This window comes from Saccharothrix coeruleofusca (assembly GCF_014648515.1).
Lineage (GTDB): Bacteria > Actinomycetota > Actinomycetes > Mycobacteriales > Pseudonocardiaceae > Actinosynnema > Actinosynnema coeruleofuscum.
Window position 1 is genome coordinate 83,973 of record NZ_BMRG01000017.1, and the last position, 20,435, is coordinate 104,407.

Sequence of the window (20,435 nt, forward strand, 5' to 3'; positions counted from 1 at the left end):
ACCCGGTGATTGGAGGACAGCCGTGACGACCTCAGCTGGGCGCACCGACGTGCGCCGCCGCCCCGTCCAGGTGTTCGCCCTGGTGGTCGGCGTGGTGTTCCTGGTGGTGGGGGTGCTGGGCTTCATCCCAGGCATCACCACCGACTTCGACCAGCTGCGCTTCGCCGGACCCGGCTCCCAGGCCAGGATCTTCGGCCTGTTCGAGGTCTCGGTGCTGCACAACCTGGTGCACCTGCTGTTCGGCGCGCTCGGCCTGCTCGCCGCCCGCCGCGGCGGCGGCGCGCGGGGCTACCTGGTGGTCGGCGGGTTCGCCTACCTGCTGCTGTGGGTGTACGGCTCGGTGATCCACGAGGACAGCGGCACCAACTTCATCCCGCTCAACCCGGCGGACAACCTGCTGCACCTGTTCCTGGGAGCGGGCATGGTGCTGCTGGGCGTGCTCGGCACCGTCCTGGAGCGCAAGCGCGCCTGAGTTGCTGTGTTGGATGGCCGCTGCTCCGCAGACGGCGGCTCGGCCGCTGGGGAAGTCGGCCCGGCAGACCGACGCGGCCTCGCGTGGTGGTCGGGTGGTGGTGGGTACCGATCCGCGGGCTCATCGGGCCGTGTCGGCGGCGTCGGCGATCAGGGCCGCGGTGAGGCCGCCGCGGCGGTAGGGGAAGGTGTGCGCGCCGGGCACGGTGACCGCTCGGCCGTCCGGCGCGGCGGCGGCGAGGCGGTCCACCCAGTCCTGCGTGGCGAAGGTGTCCTGCTCGCCGCGCACCAGCAGCACCGGGCAGCGCACCTCGCGGATCGTGCGTTCGGGCTGGTCGCGCTGGGCGGAGCGGACGATGCGGGCCAGCCCCCGAGGGCCGCCGCGCGCGTAGTACGGCAGCACCACCGGCAGCAGCACCGGTCGTTCCCTCGCGAGGTCGCGGACGGCGGCCCGCGCCAGGCCGGGGAACCGGCGCTGCTCGGGCGGGAACGTCATCCCCATCAGCACCAGCGCCCGCACGCGGTCCGGCCGCCCGGCGGCCACGCGCAACGCGGCCTGTGCCCCGGTCGAGTGACCCACGAGCACCACCGGCTCCTCCGGGGCAACCGCGTCCAGCCAGCGCGACACGGCGCCGGCGATGGCCGGGACCTCCGGCGGGCACGGCCTCGGCGGCGGGTGGCCGAAACCGGGCAGGTCCAGCAGGAACGAGCGCGCCCACGCACCGCAGGCGGTCAGCGTGTCGGTCAGGTAGCCCAGCGCGCCCAGACCGGGCACCAGCGCCACCACCGGCCCGCCGCGCGGTCCCGGCGCGGTCACGCTCCGGACACCCGCGTCCCACCGGGCGCGCGGCGCGTCGTCATGCACGGTGTTCCCCTTCCATCGCCCGGTCGGGGGATCTCCACCTGACTGTGCGGTGAAACCGCTTCACAGCCGAAGATTCAACCGCCGGAAGGGGGGAACTCCGAGGAGCACCGATCCACGACGGGAGGGCAGTCCGATGGGGGTTCTCGACGCGGTGCGGGCCGCGACCCGCGAGCAGGTGCTGGTGGCGATGATGGACATCCCCAGGCTGCTGCGCGACCCGGTGTGGCGGGCCGCCGACCCCGACCAGGGCCGGGGCACGGGCGTGCTGCTGGTGCCCGGCTTCGGCTTCGGCGACGCCAGCCTGGCGCTGACCGCCACCTGGCTGCGCCGCCGCGGCTACCGGCCCGCCCCCGCCCGCATCGGCCTCAACGTCGGCTGCACCAGCGAGCTGGTCGACCGGATCGAGCGCAGGCTGCGGGAGCACGCCGAGGCCACCGGCGGCCCGGTGGTGCTGCTGGGCCAGAGCCGAGGCGGCTGGCTGGCCAGGCTGGTCGCGGTGCGCAGACCGGAGCTGGTGCGCGGGCTGGTGATGCTGGCCAGCCCCGTGCTCGACCCGCTGGGCGCGCACCCCAGCGTGGTGCGGGTGGCGCGGGCGCTGGCCCGGCTGTCCGCCGCGGGGCTGCCCGGCCTGCTGGACGGCGACTGCTTCGCCGGGCCCTGCTTCGAGGAGAACATCGCGGCCATGGCCGCACCGCTGGAGGTGCCCGCCGTGGCGGTGTACTCGCGGGAGGACCGCATCGCGCCCTGGCACCTGTGCCAGGAACCGTTCGCCGAGTGCGTGGAGGTGTCCAGCACGCACACCGGCATGGGCCTCGACCCGGACGTGTACCGGGCCCTGGAACCCCGTCTCGCACGATGGGCTGTACCCGACCGGGTGACGTACGCGGCTGTGCCCACACCTGCTTAATCGGAACAGTAAGCCCAGCGGTTGCCATCCCTCGTCCGGGGGTATGTGCTTCATTACGTCAAACAGTCGACGCGTTGCACCCTGTTGGGTCAAGAAGGCGGCGATGGCGTGATGGAGTTCGACTTCGACGACGACCCGGCGCGCTGTCTGCGCGGCTACGTGCGAACGGTCGGCGAGGCGCTCGGCCTGCGGGGCGAGTGCTTCTGCGTGCAGGTGGAGCCCGCGTCGGCCTACCTGCCGCTGGACGGGCACGTGGCGATGTTCCCCGACCGCGACGTGGCGCTGCTGTGGGACGAGCAGCGCGGCTGGTCGGTCGCGGTGGAGCTGGGTGCTGGTGAGGACCTGGTCGTGGTCGCCCATCTGGGTGGTGACGTACTGCCGCCGCCCTCCCGCGTGGCCCGGTGGGTCGAGCGCCTGCTGCGCGACGGGCAGGTCCCCGCCCCGGCCCCGCCCCTCCCGCGTCCCGCCGCCGACGACCTCCCGCGCCGCCTGGCGCCCTACGCCTCCGCCACCGGACCCTGCGCCACCTGATCCCCTCGCCTGGGCAGGACGCCGCGCCTCAACCCGGCAGCGTGGCCGCGCAGCGCGCCGTGCCGGGGCAGTGACCCAGCACCCGCACCACCGGCGGTGCGGTGATGACCTTGGGCGGCTGCGCCGCGCCCATCGGCCACTGGATCGACACGGCCATCGACGAGGAGTTGTTGCCGTAGTCCTGCTCCACCAGGCTGCGGTCGCCGTTCACCGTGTTCACCACGTCGTAGACCCCCGAGGGCACGCGGCTGATGTCGAGCCACTGGAAGTCGACGGTGTGCGCGTAGTCGTCACCCGAGCCGACCGAGATCCCGTGCGTCACCGACAGCGCCTCGGGCGCGCGGTGGCCGCACATGTTGTCCCGCAGGTAGTCCGCCAGCGCGTCCTCGGGCCGCCCGGCGCCCGGTGGCCGGTGGGCCAGCCGGTCGGCGACCCGGTACCGGTCGCCGAGGCAGAAGCCGTTCTTGCGGTCGGTCACCAGCGCGTCGCCCTGCGGGGTGCGCAGCTGGTAGTGGTTGAACGCCCCCAGGTGCCAGTGCTGGTGCGACTGCGCGGGCTCGTAGTACACCGAGGTGGGCAGCGGGTGCTGGGCCTGCGCGAAGGTCCACGGGATCGAACCGTCCGAACCGGACTGGAAGGCCTGCCGGGCCGTCATCGTCGGCACGTCGCGGCTCGCGCGCTCGGCGTGCAGCAGCAGTGGGCCGTCGCCGATGTTGTCCACCGCGGTGGTGAACCTCAGGCGCACCGCGCGGATCGCGCCGGTCAGCAGGCAGTCGCCGTTGGGCGCGTTCGCGTCGGCGACCGCGCACACGTCCCAGCTGTCACAGCGGTTCAGGTCTCCGATGAAGCCCCCATCGCACCCCACCGGCGCCTGTCTCAGGTCGGGCAGCAGTTGGGCGGCGGTCGCGTGCGCGCGGGGCACGACCACCAGCGCCGCCGCCACCAGCGCGGCGGCCAGCGCGACCGGGTACTTCCTCATCGCCGTCCTCGAAATCCGTTGGTAGAGCCGGGAATGGGCGATCAAACCGTATCCACCACGGCGCGACGCGGCAGCGCGCGGCACGCCGGAGTTCACCCGATCGATTGAGCCACAAGGGAAATCCCCGCCGGACGTCCTAACGTCCTCATCGCCTCGCGCGGAGGCGCTCGCTTCTGGCATGACGTGTCGGCATGACGTGGCCCGCGCCACGGGAAAAGGGGAGCCTTGTCGTTCGCTGTGAGCGTTCCGATGGGCGACAGCGCGTTGGAGGTCGCCGTGGTGCTGCGGTGCGGCTGCGCGCAGGGCCGCTGCGGCCGTCAGGTCGGCCTGGCCTACGCGGCGCGGCCCCGCTTCGCCGAAGAGCCGCCGCTGACCCTGGTCAACGACACCGGGGTGGCGGGGCACCCGCGCGGCGTGCGCCGCCAGCACGTGCCCGCCGACTTCCTCGGCTCGGCGGACATCTTCTGGTGCCCGGAGTCCGAGCAGCCGCACGCGGAGGTCCCGCTCGCCGTGCTCAAGCGGCCGTACGAGGACTTCCTGGCCTCCGGCCGCACCAGGCCCTCCGAGCTGACCCTCCAGCCCCAGCCCGCGGGCGGGGGTGCGGTCACGGTGGTCTGCGGCACCCGCCCCGAGCTGATCAAGATCGCGCCGCTGGTCGCCCTGTTCGGCAAGCGGTGCTCCATCGTCTACACGGGACAGCACTACGACCGATCGATGTACGAGGTCATACTGGCGGGGGTCGCCGAACCGGGCAGCTTCCACGAGTTCGCCCTCGGCGGCGTCCGGCGCGGCACCCAGCTCGGCCGGGCCGTGGTCGCGGTGGACGAGGTGCTCGCCCGCCACGCCACCGACGCGGTGCTGGTGCAGGGCGACACGACCTCGGCGCTGGCGGGCGCCTTGGCGGCCAACGCCAACGACCTGCCGCTGGTGCACGTGGAGGCGGGGCTGCGCAGCTACGACCGGGCCATGCCGGAGGAGCACAACCGGGTGCTCATCGACCACCTCGCCGACCTGTGCTGCGCGCCCACCCCGCTCAACCGGGCGAACCTGCTCGCCGAGGGCGTGCCCGCGGACCGCATCGCGGTCACCGGCAACACCGTGGTCGAAGCGCTGGAGGCCGCGCTGCCCGGTCCCGACGAGGAGAGCGCCGTGCTGGACCGGCACGGCCTGGCGCAGGACGGCTACGCGATCGCCACCCTGCACCGCCCGGAGAACGTGGACGACCCGGCCACCCTGGAGACGGTCCTGCGCGAGCTGGTCCGGCTGCCGCTGCCGGTGCTGCTGCCGCTGCACCCGCGCACCGCCAAGCGGGTGGACTCCTTCGGCCTGCGCGCCCTGCTCGACCGGTTGCGGGTGGTCGAGCCGCAGGACTACCGCGCGTTCCTGGCGCTGACCCGCTGCGCCGCCGTGGTGATCTCCGACTCGGGCGGCATCCAGGAGGAGGTCAGCGTGCTCAAGCGGCCGGTGGTGGTGGTGCGGCGCAGCACCGAGCGGCCGGAGATCGAGGGCACCTTCGGCACGCTGGTCCCGCCCGGACCCAGGGTGGGCGAGGAGGCGCTGAAGTGGCTGGACGACGTGGCCGGGCACCGCGCCCGGCTGCGCGAGATCCCCTCGCCCTACGGCAGCGGCTCGCCCTCGGCGCTGATCGCCGCCGCGATGCGCCCGCTGGTCGGCGGCGGGCTCACGGCCGCGGCGCGCCTCGCGGCGACGCGGTGACCAGGGCGGCCACCCGGTTGGCCAGCCGCACGCTGGAGTTCCAGCTGGTCACCGCCGGGTAGACGTGCGCGGTGGTGGCCAGCAGGAGCGAGGTCCCCGGCAGCTCCACGGGCGGCTGCCTGCTCAGGAACCCCAGCGGGTACACCGGTTCCACGAACGGGGCCCGGTACACCCGCACCTCCTCCACGTCGGCCGGGGCCAGGTCGGGGTGCAGGCGCAGCAGCTGCTCGGTCCACCGGGCCGCGACCGCCTCGTCGCCCTCGTGGTAGAGCGCGGAGTCCCGACCGGTGTAGCGCATGGCGTACACCAGGTGCCGCCCGTCGAGCGCGCCGGTCAGCGCGGACATCTCCACCAGGCCGTCGAAGTCCGCGCCCGAGCGCACCACCGGGGTCCAGTAGTGCCCGGACAGCGGCCTGCGCAGGAAGAACAGCGCGTTCACCACGCCCTGGTAGGGCAGCTGGAGGTCGGGCAGCCGGGCGGCCAGCTCCTCGTCGGCGATCCGCCGCAGCGCGGGCAGCGGCAGCGTGCAGATCACCCGGTCGGCGCGCAGCACCTCGTCGGCCAGCGCGACCACCCCGCCGCCGCCCAGCCGCAGCACGGGGGAGCCGGTGCGCACCACACCGCCTTCGGCCTCGATGGCAGCCCTCAGCGCGTCGACGACCGCCTTGTAGCCGCCCGCGGGGTATCCGCGCACCGAGACGTTGCTCTCGCGGCCCAGCCGCTGCCACAGGTACAGCGCGGGCACGTCGCCGAAGGACGGCCCGAACTTGGCGCCGAACAGCGGCGCCAGCAGCGTCTCCCACGCCGCGTCGCCGTACAGGCCGCGCAGCCAGTCCTCGGTGCGCGTGGCGTCCAGGTCGCGGCCCCGGCCCAACCGCCGCAGCAGCAGCGTGACCACCCCGAACCGGAGCCGGTCCAACACCCCCAGCGGGGTGAACCGCAGCAGGTCCAGCGCCGAGTTGAACGGGTGGCGGCGGCCGTCGACCACCATGCCCATCCCGGTGCGCCGCCAGCGCACGGCCCCGTGCAGGCCCAGCTCGTCCAGCAGCGCCAGCAGGTGCTCGTCCGAGGGCATCACGCAGTGGTAGAAGCGCTCCACCCAGGTGTCGCGCCACGGGGCGAAGGTGCCCAGCCCGCCGAGCTGGTCGCTGCCCTCCAGCACGGTCACCGGGACGCCGGAGCGGGCCAGCCGGTGCGCCGCGGCCAGTCCGCAGATGCCGCCGCCGACCACCGCCACGCGCGGCGCGTCGCTCCTCATCGCGGCCACCTCACAGGGCCCGGTAGGGGGCGGGCGCGAGCCGGTCGCGGACCAGCAGCCTCAGGTACTGCGCGACGGTGCGGCGCAGCGCGAGCTTGCTGGGGCCCCGCTTGCGGTCGTAGCGCAGCTCCAGCGGGACCTCGGTGATCACCGGGCGGCAGTGCCGGAGCTTGAGCAGCAGTTCCACCATGCAGGCGAAGCCGCGCTCCTCGATCAGCCGCTCGCCCCAGTGCTCGGCGGCCCGCCGCAGCAGGCTGACCCGGTAGGCGCGGAACCCGCTGGTGAAGTCGCGCACCCCCTCCACCGCCAGCACCCGGCGGAACAGCACGGCCGCGCCTCGGGAGAGCGCCCGCCGGTGCGGCGGCGCGGTGGCGTCGTCGCCGCCCGCGACGAACCGCGAGCAGATCACCACGTCGGCGCCGCGCGCGACCTCGGCGCGCAGCCGGGGGATCAGCGCCGGGTCGTGGGTGTCGTCGGCGTCCATCACGACCACCACGTCGTCGCGGTCGGCGTCGGCCAGCACGGCGCGCAGACCGGACTGCACGGCTTGGCCGAGGCCGAGGTTGACCGGGTGGCGCACCACCCGCACGTCCAGCCCGCGGACCGCCTCGGCGGCGGCCGCGGTGCCGTCGGAGGAGCCGTCGTCGACCACCCATGCGGTCACCTCCTCGGTGCGCGCCACGTCCGCGAGCCTGCGCAGCAGCGGGGGCAGCGACGCCGCTTCGTTGTAGGCGGGCAGCACGACGTGCGCCCGGCCTCGGGTGCGCGTCGTGCTCGGTTCGACCGGTTGCGGCGCGGTGCGCACCTCGGTGTCATCGGGAACCACGGGACCTCATTTCCGTTGAAGCCGGATCACGGGTCAGAATTATTGGTCCGCCGGGGCCGACGGGCTATGTGGCGTCGGATGATTTAAAGTCTTCCCACGTAACGAAAACAGTGCGATTCCTTGCGGTGGCTCACTCGGAGGGGGGTGATTTTCAATCGATTAGGTGGTGCGAGTCCGCGACTTGCACGTAAAGGTGCTCCTAATGATCGGAAAATCACGTTCGAGTGAACTCGAATGGTTGGGTGAAGGGCGGATCATGGCGAACGGCGTGGACTCGGCGACGGCGTCGCCCTCGGTGCCGAGGCCGAGGAGGTGGCAGGCGCGGCTGCCGGGACGGCCTGCCGAGCGGGCCCCGGCGCACGTGGTGCTGCGGCGGGTCAACGCCGTGGCGGTGCTGCTCGTGGCCGTCGAGGCGCTCGCGGCGGTGGTCGCCTCCGCCCGCCTCGGTCTCGACGCGGGCTGGACGGCCGTGGTGGTTGCCGCGCTGCTGGGCGTGCGGGCGGGCCGCAGGCTCTACCGCAGGCGGCTGTGGCTGTCCTGGTTCCAGGACCTGCCCCGCTCCGCCGCGGCGACCGCGACCGCGTTCGCGCTGGTCACCGTGATCGCGCTGGTCGCACCCTCGGCCGAGGCGACCTCGGCCCAGTGGGCGGTGCTGGCCTTCGCCGCGCTGAGCGAGCCCGCCCGGCTGGCGGTGTTCGCCTTCGGCCGCTGGTGCAGGCGCAAGCTGCGCCGCTGCGACCGGGCGATCGTGGTCGGCGCGGGCAAGGTGGGGGTGGACCTGGTCCGCGCCATGCAGGCGCACCCGGAGTTCGGCCTGCTCCCGGTCGGGTTCGTCGACCCGGAGCCGGTGCGCGACCCGGCCTCGCTGCCGGTGCGGCTGCTCGACGGCGAACTGGCCGACGAGATCGTCCGGCTGGGCGTGGGCACGGTCGTGCTGGCCTTCTCCCACGCCCGCGACTCGCCGGTGGTGGAATCGGCCATCACCGCCCACCGGCTGCGCTGCACGGCGCTGGTGGTGCCCCGGATGTACGAGCTCTACCAGGACGGGCCCGACGTGGAGCGGCTGCGCAGCTACCCGCTGATGCGGCTGGGCACCGCCCCGACCGCCCGCCCCAGCTGGTGGCTCAAGCGGGTGTTCGACCTGGTGCTGGCGGCCTGCGCGCTGGTGGCGCTGGCCCCGGTGCTGGCGCTGTGCGCGCTGGCCGTGCTGCTGGAGAGCGGGCGGCCGGTGATCTTCCGCCAGGTGCGGGTCGGGATGGACGACCGCACGTTCGTGCTCTACAAGCTGCGCAGCGTGCGGATGAGCGGCGAGGACGACTCCCAGGTCCGCTGGTCGGTGGTGGGCGACCGGCGGGTGGGGCCGGTCGGCCGGTTCCTGCGGCGCACCTCGCTGGACGAGCTGCCGCAGTTGTGGAACGTGCTGCGGGGCGACATGTCCATTGTCGGACCGCGCCCGGAAAGGCCGGGTTTCGTGCGCCAGTTCTCCGCGATCCACGAGCTGTACTGGGCCCGCCACCGGGTGCCGACCGGATTGACCGGGCTGGCCCAGGTGCACGGCCTGAGGGGGGACACCTCCATCGTCGACCGCTCGCGCTACGACAACTACTACATAGCCAACTGGTCTTTGTGGTTGGACGTGAAAATCCTGCTGCTGACGGTGGGGGAGCTGGTGTGCCGAAGAAATCGCTGAGCCGCTGCTGCGCCACCGCACTGCTGCTGCTCGGGCTGCTCTCCGGCTCCGCCCCGGACGCGCCACCCGCACCGGCCGCGCCGTGCGCGTGGTGGTACGGCATCGGCGAGCCGCCGACCCCGGCGGAGATCGGGTTCGCCGCGCGGCACTACGACCTGGTGGTGCTCAACGCGACCGAGACCGCCGCGATGCGCAGGCTGCGCGCCCTCAACCCGGAGATCACGGTGCTGGTCTACAAGGACCTCGCCAGCACCCGCGACTACCCCGGCGCGGTGCACGGCGAGCGCGACGCGCGCTACCTGCCCACCGGGGTGGGCTACCACGCCGCCGAGGACGGGCACCCCGAGTGGTTCGCGCTGGACGGCACCGGGCGGCGCATCGAGTGGCGGTCCTACCCCCGGCACTGGCAGATGGCGGTGTGGCACCCCGGCTACCGGGAGAGCTGGACGGCGGCGGTGCTCGCCGAGGTGGTCCGCGAGGGGTGGGACGGGGTGCTGGCGGACAACGACTTCAGCACGCTGCGGCACTACTCCGACGCGGTGCTCTCGGGCACCGCGGACGCCGAGGAGACCGACCGGGTGCTGCGCGGCGGGCTCGACGCGCTGGTGGCCACCGCAGGCGAGGCGCTGCGGCGGGCCGGGAAGGTGCTGGTCCCCAACATCTCAGAGTCCCGCCTGACGCCGGGCCGGTGGTCGGCGCACTCCCGCCACGGCGGTGGCATGGAGGAGAGCTTCGGCCTGCGCGGCGACGACGGGGCAGGCGGGGTGCTGACCTTCCGCGGCGACGAGTGGAAGCAGCTGCGCGCCTCGGCCGCGCTCGGCCGGTCGTGGCTGCTGCTGGTGACGCCCGTCGAGGGCGGGCGGGACGAGCGGGTCGGCTACGCCGCGGCCGCGCTGCTGGCGGGCCCGCGCACGTGCTGGAGCGGGGCGCGGACACCGGACTACCGCGACCCGGACTGGTCACCCCACCAGGGGACCGGGCTGGGGGAGGCGGTCGAGGCGGCCCGCAGGCTGCCGTCCGGGGTGTGGACGCGGCGGTACGCGCACGGGTGGGTCGCGGTGAACCCGACCGGGACGACCGCGCGCGTGACCCCGCCCGCCGACGTGGCGGCCACCGCGTCCGTGGCGGCCATTGCGGAAGCCCCGCTCGACCTGCCCGCAGCCGACGCCCTGATCCTGACCCCACCCACCCCGCCTGCAAGTACCACCCGTCCCACCCCGCAGGGCCGGTAACCACCACCCGACGTCACGAACGCTCGGTTCGCGCGGTAGGCGACCACTGTGGATCAGGCGTGCTCCAGCACGTCGTGGTACAGCTCCAGGTGGCGTCGCGCGCACACCTCGGGATCGAACCGCTCCCGCGCCCGAACGGCCAGCAGGCGGCCGGTGCGTCCGGGATCGGTGTCGGCGAACAGGGCCCGCAGCCGGACCGCGAGGTCGGCCACGTCACCCGGCGCGGCCAGCAGACCCGCTCCACCCAGCATCTCCGCGACACCCCCGGTGTCGGTGGCCAGCACCGGTTTGCCCGCCGCCATCGCCTCGGCGACCACCAGCGGCTGCTGCTCCATCATGGACGGAAGAACCAGCGCGTCGTGCTCGCGCACCAGGTCCGGCACGTCACCGCGGAACCCGAGGAACTCCACCCGGCACCCCGACCGCAGCGCCTCGGCCTCGGCCTCCGCGCGCTGCGGACCGTCGCCGACCACCGTCAGCGTCGCGTCCGGCGGCGTGGTGCCGGGTGCGGCCAGCGCGCGCAGCAACGTGGACAACCCCTTGCGCCGCACCAGGAGGCCGACGAACAGCAACTTGCGCACCGGTCCGGCGGGCGGGCGCGCGTCGACCGGGTCGACGCAGTTGTCGATGTGCGCCAAGCGGTTCGCAGGCACGCGCAGCCGCGAGCGCAGGAACCGCCCCATCGCCGCGGCGGGCACCACCGTCCGGTGCACGGCACGGGCGACGAGGGCGTCCGCGGCGAGCACGGTCCGGGTGTACGCCGAGGGACCGGCCGCTCCCGGCGCACCGCGGAACCACGCTTCGCCCACGTCGTCGGGCACCCCGTGGTAGGTGTGCACGACCGGGCACCGCGACCGCAGCCCCGCGCCGACCAACCCCGCGCGGCGGTCCTGGGCGTGCACCACGTCGGGCCGCCACGCGGCCAGCGCCGCCCGCGCCCGCCGCCCCGCACGCAGGTCGCCCTTGCGCGGGACCTCGACCGCTTCGTGGTGCCGCGCCAGCGAGTCCGCCGCCCGCGCGGGCGGCGGGCCGAACACCCGCACCTCCGCCCGGCCGGACGCCAGCAGCGCGCGGGCCAGCCGCACGGTCACGTCGACCGGCCCGCCGCGGTCCTGGGTCACCAGGTAGGCCACGCGCAACCGCCCGCTCACCCGGTCACCTCGCGGGCGACGAGTTCCTCCACCAGCGCGTTGACCTGCTCCACCACGCGCCCCCGGTCGAACAGGCACTCGGCGCGCAGCCGCCCAACGGCGCCCTCGCGGTCGGCCAGCCGCCGGTCGGCCAGCCGCGCGGCGATCGCCCCGGCCAACGCGGCTACGTCCCCGGCGGGCACCACCGCGCCCGCGCCCGCCACGCTCTGCCGCACCCCGCCCACGTCGAAGGCCACCACCGGGCGCCCGCAGGCCATCGCCTCCAGGGGCACCAGCGCCATGCCCTCGGCGCGCGAGGGCAGCACCACCACGTCCGCGGCGGCGTAGAACTCCGCCACCGCGTCGTCGTGGCCCCACCACAGCACCGACTCGCGCCCGCCGCCGGTCTGCCACCGGGTTTGCCATTGGGCCTGCCACTGGGCCCGCCAGCGCGCCCCCATCGGCCCGTCGCCCACCAGCACCAGCCGCGCGTCCGGCACCGCGGCCAGCACCGCGGGCCACGCCGCCAGCAGCTGGTCCTGCCCCTTGAGCGGGGCGAGCCTGCCCACGCACACCGCGGTGGGCGCGTCGGCCAACCCCAGCCGCCGCCGCGCGGCCCCGCGGTCGGCGGGCAGCAGGCGGGTGGTGTCGACGCCGTTGCACACCACCTCCGCCCGCGCCACCACCCCCGCGGCCCGGCCCTGCGCCAGCTCGTCGTCGCTGACGCAGACCAGCCGGTGCGTCCAGCGGGAGGCCCACCGCTCCCACGCCCGCGCCGCGCCGCCCAGCGCCCCGGTCGCGGTCTGGAACGACCACAGGTGCGGCTGGAACAGCGTCGGGCGGGCACCCCGCACCACCAGCCTGCCCACCAGACCGGCCTTCGAGCTGTGCAGGTGCACCACGTCGGGCGCCAGGCGCGCGATGATCCGCCACAGCCGCACCGCTTCAGCGAGCGTGCGCGGGCCGGGGTCACGGGTCGCGGACCAGCGGTGCAGCCCGGCCCCGACCTCCCGGAGCCGCTCGGCCAACCGGCCGGGCGGGCAGGCCACGTCCACCGACCAGCCCAGGCGCCGCTGCGCGGCGACCAGCTCCCGCACCACCGCCGCCACTCCCGCGTCAACCGGCTGGGTCACGTGCAGAACCCTCACCGCCGCACCTCCCGCAACTCCCGCACCGCGTCCCGGTCGGTCACCAGCACCGCCGCGGCATAACCGAGCACCAGAACGAACCCCTCCACCACAGCGCCCCCCGCCGAGGCGGCGAACCAGCCGTCGAGCACGAAGGACAGCGCCGCGCAGCAGCAGGCGGCCAGCAGCACGCCGCGCGCCATCCGGACCAGCCGGGCCGGGGGCGGGGCCAGCCCGCGCCGCGCCAGCACCCACCAGGCCACCGGGACCAGCGACCACACCGCCGCCACCTGGACCGCCGCCACCGCCAGCACGCCGAATCGGGTGGCCGAGGCCAACCCGGCCGTCAGCACCACCAGGTGCGCCACCGCCAGCGCCAGGTGCGCGCGGGCGTGCCCGGCGGCCCGCAACGCCTCCCCCCACACGTGCAGCAGGCTCAGGCCCAACCCGTAGCCGCACAGCAGGAACAGCGGCCCCGCGGCGGGCGCCCAGCGCTGGCCGAGCACCACCACCCGGTCGGCCAGCAGCGCGACGACCGCGTAGAGACCACCGGTGAGCACCAGCACGGCGTGCGTGAAGCGGCCGACCGCCGAGGGCAGGTCGGCCCGGCGGCCGTCGCGGACCAGTCGGGCGCACAGCGGGAACGCGACCCCGCCGAGCACCACCGCCACCACGATGTAGGGCACCCAGGCGATCCGGTAGGCCAGCGAGTACACCCCCACCGCGCCCGGCCCGAGCACGTGCCCGATCGCCAGGTAGTCGGCGTTCACCAGCAGCACCGCCACCACCGCGGCCGGACCGACCACGGCGATCCAGCGCACCGCCTCGACCGCGCAGCCCCGGTCCCAGCCCGGCCTGGGCCGCACCCCGACCAGCGCCGCCAGCACCGGTTGCGCGACCGCCGCGCACAGCAGCCCGATGGCGGGCGAGTACGGCCCCGCGCCCGCCACCGCCAGCGCCACCGTCACCGCCGCGCCCAGCACCGCGCTCCCGGAGTCCGGCAGCAGGCGGCGGCGGAAGTCCAGGTCCCGGTGCACCAGCGCCAGCTGCACCCCGCCCGCCGCGGTGAACGGCAGGCTCACCGCCACCAGCCGCACCAGCGGGGCGGCGGCGGGCGTGCCCAGCGCGGCGGCGACCGGCCCGGCGGCCAGCAGCAGCGCCAGCGCCAGCACCACGCCCGTCCCGGCGCTGAGCGCCAGCAGGGTGCCCGCCATCGCGCGCGGGTCCCGCCGGGTGCGGCTGACCAGGTCGTAGACGCCCATCGACTGGACGACCTGGCCGATGTTGACCACCGCCACCGCCAGGGCCACCAGGCCAAGGTCCTCCTCGGTGAGCAGGGCCGCCAGCGCCAGCGTCACCACCACCTGGCTGCCCTTGCTGACCAGGTTGACCAGGAACAGCCACAGCGAGCCGCGGACGGTCCGCTTCCCGAGCCGCTGCGTCACGTCCGCGCGCTGAGGACCGGTTCGGACCGCCGCGCGCGGGCGCGTCCGGCGGCGAAGACCACCAGCAGCACCCAGGCCGCAACCACCGCCACCCCGTCCACGGTGACGCCCACCCGGCCGCCGAACAGCGCGCGGATGGCCGTGTCGACCAGGTGCAGGTGCGCGAACGGCACCGCCAGCGCGGCCACGGCCAGGCCCACCACGCGCCAGTCCCGCTCGCCGCGCCGCCGCCACCACAGCGCCACGACGGCCACCATGGCGGGCACCGCGATCAGCACGTCACCGGGCTGGTGCACCACGGCGACCACGACGGCCACGCAGGTCAGCAGGTCCGCCACCGCGCCCGCGCCGGGATCGGCGTCGCGGTCCAGCCGCCGCGCCAGCACCGCGCTGGCCGCGAGCACACCGACCAGGGCCAGCGCCTCGGCCGCGGGCGGCAGCCAGCCGGTGACCCGGAACAGCACCGCCGCCACGTCCACCCGCTGCCCGGTGGGGGAGTCGACCGCGCCGTAGGAGGTGTGGCTGGCGTGCGCGAGGTTGGCCGCTATCACGTCCAGGAACGCGCCGACGCCGCCACCGCGCACCACCATCGGCACCACCACGACGAGGCTGGCCGCCGCCGCGAGGCCGGTGCCGGTCAACGCCACCCTCCGCGACCCGCGCGCGAACAGCAGCAGCGCCAGCGGGAACCCGAACTGCGGCTTGAGCCACGCCAGCGCCAGGGCCAGCGCCGCCCACCTCGGGTGGCGGGCCCGCGCCGCCAGCGCCCCCGCCGCGCCCAGCGCCACCAGCGGGTTGACCTGCCCCACGTAGAGCTGGGCCTTGCCCACCTGGCTGACCACCAGCAGCGCGGCCACCCCGACCGAGCCCAGCACCAGCGGCAGCCGGGCCCGGCTCGCGGCCAGCACCGCCAGCGCGACCAGCAGCACCAGCGAGGCCAGCGCGAAGGCCACCGCGCCGACCCGGTAGCCCGGCAGCGCGAACGGCAGGTGCAGCACCAGGTGGTAGGGCTGGTAGAGGTTGAAGTTCTGGCGCACCGGCCAGTGCGCGAACATCGCGGCCGGGTCGTAGGGGTTGCCCCCGGCCAGGAACTCGCGGACGGGGTAGTAGAGGGCGTCGCGGAAGTCCTGCATCCGCTCCTCGGGCTTGGTGGCCGGGGTGGGCAGCGGCACCTGCCACGACGGGCGCAGCGCCCGCCACGCGTTGACCGCGCCCACGACCGCGACCAGCGCGGTGATCGCCGTGCGGTGCTTCACGCCAGCACCACCGCCACGATGCTCGTGTCCGGCCGCAGCGCGCCCGCCACCGCGGCCAGCTCGTCCTGCCGGGGCGCCGCGCCGTGGACCACCGCTATCACCGCACCGCCCTCGCCCGGTTCACCGGTCTTGTCCGGCAGTCGCTGGGCCAGCTCCTCGGCCCGCTCCGCCAGCTCCGGCACCACCGCCAGCACGCGCGTGGGCCGGGCCGCGGCTTCGCACAGCACGGTCAGCCGCTCGGTCACCGCCGGGTCCTCGTCCCGCACCACCGCCACCGGGCGCCGCACCCCGGCGGAGGTCAGGGCGGCGCGCACCGCGTCGCCGGACCGCGTCCGGCGCAGGTGCAGCACGGCGGCGGTGGACACCCCGGACAGCGCGGCGGCGGCCAGCGCCAGTCCGACGGCCAGCGCGTGGTCCGGCGCCACCTGGTGGGTGTCCGGGGTGTCGTCCAGCAGCCGCAGCTCGCCCTCCGGCGCGAGCAGGTCGATCGACATCACCGCGGCGGCCAGCGCGGACACCGCCCGCGCGGCCTGCTCGGCGGACGGCGCGCGCACCGAGAGCCGGGCCAGGCCGGACGCGGGCACCAGCTCCACCCCCACGTGCTCGGCCAGCTCCTCCGGCCTCGTGCCGGAGGCCGCCGCGGCGGTGCCGAGCACGGAGGGGCTGCGCGCGAGTTCGGCCAGCGCGGGCACGCCCAGGGCGACGACCTCGCCGTACTGGCCCGTCCCGCCCTGGCCGGGGGTCGGCCCGGCGAGCAGGCTGAGCCTGCTCTCGTGCTGCTCGCCGCGCAGCGCCACGGCGGCCAGCACGCCCGCGCCCGCCAGCAGCGCCGCCGCGACGCCCAGCACCACCGCCTCGTGCCGCAGCACCCTCAGCGCCCCGTGCCGCAGCGCCCTCAGCACCCGGTTCAGCCACGTCTTCACCGCAGACCTCCGATCGTGGCGCGCAGGAGCTCGTCGTAGGAGCGCATGAACGCATCGGGGTCGTGGTCGCGGCGCACCGCCGCCAGGCCCTCGGCGGCCATCCGCGCCCGCAGCCCGGCGTCGAACAGCAGCTCCCGCAGCGCCTTGGCGGTCGCGGCGGGGGACCGGCGGGGCACCACGATCCCGCCGCCACCGGCCAGCGCCTCGCGCACCCCGTCCACCCCGGTGGCCACCACCGGGCGGCCCGCCGCCAGCGACTCCAGCACCGCCACGGGCATCCCCTCCCAGTCGCTGGTCAGCACCGTCACGTCGGCGGCGGCCAGCAGGTCGGGCACGTCCGAGCGGGTGCCCAGGAAGCGGACCCGCCCCGCCACACCCAGCTCGCAGGCCCGCCGCTGCGACTCGGCGCGCAGGCTGCCGTCGCCCGCCAGCCACAGCACCGCGTCGCCGCCGACCTCGGCCCACGCGCGCAGCAGCACGTCGTGCCGCTTCTGCGGCTCCAACCGGGCCAGGCACAGCGCGACCGGGACGTCCGGCGCGGTCCCCAGCCGCGCGCGCAGCGCGTCCCGGTCGCCGCGCGGCGGCTGGGTGAACACCGCGTTGGGGATCACCACCGGGGCCGGGGCGGTCAGCCCGGCCGCGCGCAGCCGGTCGGCGGTCGCCGCGGCGACCGCCACCACGGCGCGCGAGGTCCGCTTGAGCACGCGCGCCGCGCGCGGGTAGTCCGCCTCCGCCACGCCGTGGAAGACCGTCAGCACCGGCAGCCGCCGGGGCAGCGCCGCGAGCCGGGCCACCAGGCTGGCCGAGACGTTGTGGGCCAGCACCACCTCCGGGCGGAACCCGCGCACGGCCGCCCTGGTCGCCGTCGCGGCGCGCAGCACGCCGGTGGCCCTGCGGCGGGCCACGGGCACCGGGAACGTGGGCACGCCCGACGCCCGCAGCGCGTCCGCGCGGTGTCCGCCGCCGCTGGCCACGGCCGACCGCCAGCCGAACTCCGCGCCCGCGCGGGCCATGCCCGCGACGAGCGCCTCGGCGCCTCCCGCGCCCATCTCACTGATCACGTGCAGCACGCGCACCGGCGATCGTCCTCCTCAGCCGCAGGTCGGCGGCGGCGGCCACGGCCACCAGCGCCCACAGCGGCAGGTAGTACTGCTGGGACAGGAAGGCGGAGGCGACCACGACGGCGATCAGCGACGCCTGCACGGCCACCGCGGGGCGCGGGTCGGGACCGGCCCGCGCCCACCGCTGCGAGATCACCGCGGTGGTGGCGATCAGGCCGAGGAACAGCGCCAGGCCCGGCACGCCCAGCTCGGCCCCGACTTCGAGGTACATGTTGTGCGCCACCGGGGTCTGCTCGTCGACCTCGGCGTTGTGCGAGGCGGCGGGGTAGCCGTCGCGGAACCCGCCCGGCCCGACGCCGAGCACCGGCTGCCGCGCCAGCATCCGCGCGGCCGCCTGCCAGCGCAGCTCGCGGGTGTCCACGTTGGTGCCCGCGATGTGCTCCTTCTCCCGCACCGCCTTGTCCAGCACCGGTCCGGCCAGCAGCGCCACCACGCCCGCCAGCCCGGCCAGCGCCACCGCCCCGACGGCCACGGCGCGCAGCGGCAGCGCGCGGCGCGCCACCAGCCACGCCACCGCGCAGGCCAGCGCGAGCGCGCCGCCACGGGAGAACGTCGCCGCCGCGCCCGCCACCAGCACGACGCCGGCGACCGCGAGCAGTGCCCGGCGGCGGCCCCGGTCGGGCGACTCCCGGTCGGGCAGCAGGGCCACCAGCAGCGGCAGCGCGCCCACCAGGAAGTAGGCCAGGTCGTTGGGGTCCTGCAGCGGTCCGCTCGCCCGCGTCGCCCCATCCGCGACCAGGCTGTGCAGCGCCCCGGCGCCCGCCGCGCTCGCCCCCGCGACAGTGGCGGCCAGCAGGGCGCGGATCGGGACCTCCCGCGCCGCGACGTCCACCAGCACCACCGTCACCACCAGGAACGGCAGCCAGCGCGGCAGGTACGCCAGGGCGAACGGCCCGCCCGCGTGCACCGCGGACGAGGCGAGCAGCACCAGGGTCAGCAGCGCCAGCACCGCGTGCACCGGGTGCGCCTCGGGTGCCCGGCGCTGTCGCGCCCGCACCGCGATCCAGGCCAACACCAGCAGCGCGGACGGCACCTTGGCCAGCTGCGGGTGCACCTGGAGCAGGTAGCCCTCGACCGGGGCCAGCGCCACGGTGAGGCAGGCCAGCGCCCGCAGGACCGCCGTGCCCATCAGCTCAGCACCGGGCCAGTCGACCGGCGTCCCGGTCGCGCAGCCCGCTGCCCGCGCGGGCCACGTGCTCACCGGTGCCCACCACCTCGAAGTGCCGTCGCAGCGCGGCCAGCACCCACCGCAGCAGCTCGACCTTCCGCGCGCCCGGCACGGCCATGCCGGGGAAGAACTCCATGCCCGGCGCCTCGGCCGCGCCCAGCACGTCGGTGGGGTGCAGCAGCAGCGACGGCGAGACCCCCAGCGCCCGGCACAGGCGCAGCGCCGCGCCGAAGTGGCCGCGCGCCAGCCGGGGCGAGACCTGGTGCAGTTGCAGCAGGTAGGAGCCGTGGATGGGCACCCGCAGCAGCGGCATCGTGGTCACCGGCAGCTCCACCAGCTCGCCCGCGGCGGTGCGCCAGCGGTAGGGGGCGTTGGGGGCGAGCACCCGCGAGAACCCGCCGAACAGCCCGTCCCGCTCGGCGCCGGGTGGCGCGGTGCGGTTGTGGTAGGCGCGGGCCAGCGGGCCGATCCAGGTCGGCAGGGTGCTCGCGTCGTAGCGGTAGCCCCGCTCGGCGAGCACCTCCAGCAGGTCGCGGGTGACGCTGTAGCCGGGGCCGCGGAAGCCCACCGGCCGCGGCGCGCCCGCCGCGGTGATCGCCTCCTCTGCGCGGGCCACCTCCTCGGCCAGCTCGGCGCGGGAGTACCGGTGCAGCCACGGCTCGTGCCGGTGCGAGTGGTTGGCTACCTCGTGCCCGGCGGCGGTGATCGACGCGACCGCCGCCGCGCCGTCGTCGCGCTCGGCGTCCGCGCCCACCACGAACACGGTGGCGGTCAGCCCCTGCTCGGCGAAGACCTCCAGCAGCCGGGGCACCGCGGCGGGCAGGAAGCTGGGGCGCCGCTCCCACGCCGGGTCGCCGTGGGTCTTCAAGTAGGCCCACAGGTTGTCCAGGTCCAGGGACACGCTGGCGACGTTCACCCGACCTCCCGCGCCACGACCGCGGCCGGGGCGTCCCGCCGCACCGAGCCCAGCGCCAGCACCCCCACCACCACCAGGGACACGCCCGCGACCACCCACCACTCGCGGCCCGGTGCGATCCGGTCGCCCAGGGTGGCGATGCCCACCACCGAGGTGAGCACCACCGTGGTGGCGTCCATGGCGGCCACCGCCGAGGTCGCCGAGCCGCGCTGCAGCGCCACCGCCATGCACGCCTGGCCGACCAGCGCGGCCGCCACCATCAGCCAGCTCAGCGGCTGCAGCGGCAGCCGCAGCAGCGGCCCGTCGGCCAGCGTGCGGCTGGTGATGGCGACGACGGCGAACGCGCCGCCCGCGAGCACCGCCAGGCCCACCACCCCCGCCGCGCGGCGGGCGCGCAGCACCAGCACCGCGGCCAGCAGCGGCAGCCCGAGCACGGCGCAACCCACGCCGACCGGGATGTCGCGGGCCTGCGAGGGGGTGGCCGCGGCGACCAGCAGCAGCAGGCCCAGCGCCATCAGCCCGAGCACCGCCAGCTCCGCGGCGCGCACCTGCCAGCCCAGCACCAGCACGCCGAACGCGGTGGCCAGGCCGACCGCGCAGGACGAGCCCGCCTGCACCAGGTACAGCGGCAGCGAGGAGCGGGCGAGGAAGGCCAGCGCGAACCCGCCGACCTGGGCGGCGAACCCGAGCAGGTAGAGCCGGTCGGCGGCCAGCCTGGCCAGCAGGCCGGGGTCGTTGCCGGGCCGCCGGTCGGCCCTCCGGGCCGCGACGCTCTGCGCCACGACCCCGAGCGCGGACATCGCGGCGGAGGCCGCGAGTTCGAGGTGACCCACCACGCAACACTTCCCTGGGACGGCCGGTGTCGACTGGACAG

Annotated in this window: 19 protein-coding genes; 6 read left to right on the forward strand and 13 right to left on the reverse strand. The window is 75.8% G+C overall.

Annotation, left to right across the window (positions count from 1 at the left end; all coding sequences use genetic code 11):
- Positions 1-22: 22 nt before the first annotated feature.
- Positions 23-472 (forward strand): DUF4383 domain-containing protein, encoded by a 450-nt coding sequence (locus IEZ00_RS29375; protein ID WP_209617388.1) that lies wholly within the window; start codon positions 23-25, stop codon positions 470-472.
- 120 nt (positions 473-592) lie between these two features.
- Here the strand turns inward: IEZ00_RS29375 and IEZ00_RS29380 are convergent, their stop codons facing one another.
- On the reverse strand, positions 593-1,336 hold the full coding sequence (locus tag IEZ00_RS29380; protein ID WP_189226605.1) for an alpha/beta fold hydrolase: 744 nt from the start codon (positions 1,334-1,336) through the stop codon (positions 593-595).
- A 133-nt stretch (positions 1,337-1,469) separates the two neighbouring features.
- On the opposite strand from IEZ00_RS29380, the gene IEZ00_RS29385 reads away from it, so the two are divergent.
- Both IEZ00_RS29385 and IEZ00_RS29390 read left to right on the forward strand, forming a co-directional pair.
- A complete protein-coding gene (locus IEZ00_RS29385; protein WP_189226606.1) occupies positions 1,470-2,243 on the forward strand; it encodes an alpha/beta fold hydrolase in 774 nt (257 codons plus the stop codon).
- Positions 2,244-2,354: 111 nt separating this feature from the next.
- Positions 2,355-2,774, forward strand: a complete 420-nt coding sequence (locus tag IEZ00_RS29390) for a DUF6292 family protein (RefSeq protein ID WP_229796216.1) — start codon at positions 2,355-2,357, stop codon at positions 2,772-2,774.
- Between the two features lie 28 nt (positions 2,775-2,802).
- Here the strand turns inward: IEZ00_RS29390 and IEZ00_RS29395 are convergent, their stop codons facing one another.
- Positions 2,803-3,753, reverse strand: coding sequence for a lysyl oxidase family protein (locus IEZ00_RS29395; protein ID WP_189226608.1), 951 nt, complete (start codon positions 3,751-3,753; stop codon positions 2,803-2,805).
- A gap of 237 nt (positions 3,754-3,990) precedes the next feature.
- Between IEZ00_RS29395 and wecB the strand changes: the two genes are divergently transcribed.
- Positions 3,991-5,469 carry a non-hydrolyzing UDP-N-acetylglucosamine 2-epimerase gene (gene wecB, locus IEZ00_RS29400; RefSeq protein WP_229796201.1) on the forward strand — a complete coding sequence of 493 codons (1,479 nt, stop codon included), beginning with the start codon at positions 3,991-3,993 and terminating at the stop codon, positions 5,467-5,469.
- On the opposite strand, the gene IEZ00_RS29405 is transcribed toward wecB, so the two are convergent.
- Both IEZ00_RS29405 and IEZ00_RS29410 read right to left on the reverse strand, forming a co-directional pair.
- Positions 5,435-6,727 (reverse strand): FAD-dependent oxidoreductase, encoded by a 1,293-nt coding sequence (locus tag IEZ00_RS29405; protein WP_189226609.1) that lies wholly within the window; start codon positions 6,725-6,727, stop codon positions 5,435-5,437. The two genes, wecB and IEZ00_RS29405, sit on opposite strands and share 35 nt — an antisense overlap.
- Positions 6,728-6,737: 10 nt before the next feature.
- Complete coding sequence (locus tag IEZ00_RS29410) at positions 6,738-7,553, reverse strand: glycosyltransferase (protein WP_209617400.1); 816 nt, start codon at positions 7,551-7,553, stop codon at positions 6,738-6,740.
- Between the two features lie 256 nt (positions 7,554-7,809).
- Here IEZ00_RS29410 and IEZ00_RS29415 point away from each other — a divergent pair, with 256 nt between their 5' ends.
- Entirely contained in the window at positions 7,810-9,243 is a 1,434-nt protein-coding gene (locus IEZ00_RS29415) for an exopolysaccharide biosynthesis polyprenyl glycosylphosphotransferase (RefSeq protein ID WP_189226610.1), read from the forward strand.
- A complete protein-coding gene (locus tag IEZ00_RS29420) occupies positions 9,225-10,475 on the forward strand; it encodes a putative glycoside hydrolase family 15 protein (RefSeq protein WP_189226611.1) in 1,251 nt (416 codons plus the stop codon). The genes IEZ00_RS29415 and IEZ00_RS29420 overlap by 19 nt, the downstream gene beginning before the upstream one ends.
- 53 nt (positions 10,476-10,528) lie before the next feature.
- Here IEZ00_RS29420 and IEZ00_RS29425 read toward each other — a convergent pair whose 3' ends face one another.
- The 9 genes from IEZ00_RS29425 to IEZ00_RS29465 are packed head-to-tail and all read right to left on the reverse strand — an operon-like array spanning position 10,529 to position 20,397.
- Positions 10,529-11,626 (reverse strand): glycosyltransferase family 4 protein, encoded by a 1,098-nt coding sequence (locus IEZ00_RS29425; protein WP_229796202.1) that lies wholly within the window; start codon positions 11,624-11,626, stop codon positions 10,529-10,531.
- Positions 11,623-12,753: a glycosyltransferase gene (locus IEZ00_RS29430; protein WP_189226612.1), complete on the reverse strand. Its 1,131-nt coding sequence runs from the start codon at positions 12,751-12,753 to the stop codon at positions 11,623-11,625. Before IEZ00_RS29430 ends, IEZ00_RS29425 begins: the two co-directional genes overlap by 4 nt.
- Entirely contained in the window at positions 12,750-14,177 is a 1,428-nt protein-coding gene (locus IEZ00_RS29435; protein WP_229796203.1) for an oligosaccharide flippase family protein, read from the reverse strand. The genes IEZ00_RS29430 and IEZ00_RS29435 overlap by 4 nt, the downstream gene beginning before the upstream one ends.
- Positions 14,174-15,433, reverse strand: a complete 1,260-nt coding sequence (locus tag IEZ00_RS29440) for a glycosyltransferase 87 family protein (protein WP_229796204.1) — start codon at positions 15,431-15,433, stop codon at positions 14,174-14,176. Before IEZ00_RS29440 ends, IEZ00_RS29435 begins: the two co-directional genes overlap by 4 nt.
- The gene (locus IEZ00_RS37330) at positions 15,430-16,356 is read right to left on the reverse strand and encodes a hypothetical protein (RefSeq protein ID WP_229796205.1); all 927 of its coding nucleotides are present in this window, start codon (positions 16,354-16,356) and stop codon (positions 15,430-15,432) included. Before IEZ00_RS37330 ends, IEZ00_RS29440 begins: the two co-directional genes overlap by 4 nt.
- Positions 16,353-17,432, reverse strand: a complete 1,080-nt coding sequence (locus tag IEZ00_RS29450) for a glycosyltransferase (RefSeq protein ID WP_229796206.1) — start codon at positions 17,430-17,432, stop codon at positions 16,353-16,355. Before IEZ00_RS29450 ends, IEZ00_RS37330 begins: the two co-directional genes overlap by 4 nt.
- Complete coding sequence (locus IEZ00_RS29455) at positions 17,407-18,678, reverse strand: O-antigen ligase family protein (RefSeq protein WP_229796207.1); 1,272 nt, start codon at positions 18,676-18,678, stop codon at positions 17,407-17,409. The genes IEZ00_RS29450 and IEZ00_RS29455 overlap by 26 nt, the downstream gene beginning before the upstream one ends.
- Positions 18,611-19,561, reverse strand: coding sequence for a polysaccharide deacetylase family protein (locus IEZ00_RS29460; protein ID WP_189226613.1), 951 nt, complete (start codon positions 19,559-19,561; stop codon positions 18,611-18,613). Before IEZ00_RS29460 ends, IEZ00_RS29455 begins: the two co-directional genes overlap by 68 nt.
- Positions 19,558-20,397 (reverse strand): hypothetical protein, encoded by an 840-nt coding sequence (locus tag IEZ00_RS29465; protein WP_189226614.1) that lies wholly within the window; start codon positions 20,395-20,397, stop codon positions 19,558-19,560. The genes IEZ00_RS29460 and IEZ00_RS29465 overlap by 4 nt, the downstream gene beginning before the upstream one ends.
- Between the last annotated feature and the right edge of the window lie 38 nt (positions 20,398-20,435).